Origin of the sequence: Cellulophaga sp. BC115SP (assembly GCF_009905545.1) — a bacterium.
GTDB classification, from domain to species: domain Bacteria; phylum Bacteroidota; class Bacteroidia; order Cytophagales; family Spirosomataceae; genus Flectobacillus; species Flectobacillus rivi.
The window spans coordinates 1-758 of sequence record NZ_JAAALB010000177.1 but is presented as its reverse complement, the minus strand read 5'-3'; the positions used below and the strand labels follow the sequence as shown (position 1 = coordinate 758).

Sequence of the window (758 nt, the reverse complement as noted above, 5' to 3'; positions counted from 1 at the left end):
TTAACGGAACAAGTGCCGCACAATCAAACAATACGAGCGTATCGGTTGGTCAATCAGTAGTGAAATTGACAGCAAAAATGTTCTTACGTGGCGCTTATGATACAAGTGTAGGATTGATGTTAGATGGCTTACGTAGCCAAGGCTTGATTCCATTAGTACAACCTTACGGTAAAGGCTCTTACACAGATATTCCTCACATTGGAGCTGAAGAAGCCACTACCACATCGGTATTGTCGGTAACAGGTAACAATGCGATTATTGACTGGGTATCAGTAGAGTTACGCGATAAGAATAACCCAAGTACGATCTTGTATAGTCGTTCAGGTTTAGTACAACGCGATGGCGATATTGTAGATGTAGATGGAGTAAGTTGCTTGAGTTTTGTAGGGGCCATTCCAGAGAGCTACTATGTGACAGTTCGTCACCGTAATCACTTGGGAGCGATGACTGCGAATGCGATAGCATTGACCTCAAGCTGTTCAGCCTTAGTTGATTTTACAAGTCCAAGTTTGAGCTTGTACAAAAAGGCAACAACAGATCCAGAATACACCGCTTATCCAACGGTAGACCTAGGTAGTGTTCGAGCACTATGGGGCGGTAATGCTAGTCCAGACAGATTTGTGATTTACCAAGGACCAAACAACGACCGTACCTTTATCGGCAGTGTTGTGTTGACAGATGCAGGTAATACCGAAGGCTTGAATAACTACATGGTGACAGGTTACTTACGACCAGATATTAACCTAGATGGTTTAGTA

The 758-nt window shown here is 43.3% G+C and carries 1 protein-coding gene; it reads left to right on the top strand.

Going from position 1 to position 758, the window contains the following annotated elements; all coding sequences use genetic code 11:
- Positions 1–758 (top strand): hypothetical protein (locus GVN22_RS28600; RefSeq protein WP_205691073.1); only part of this gene is annotated, 758 nt, incomplete at both ends.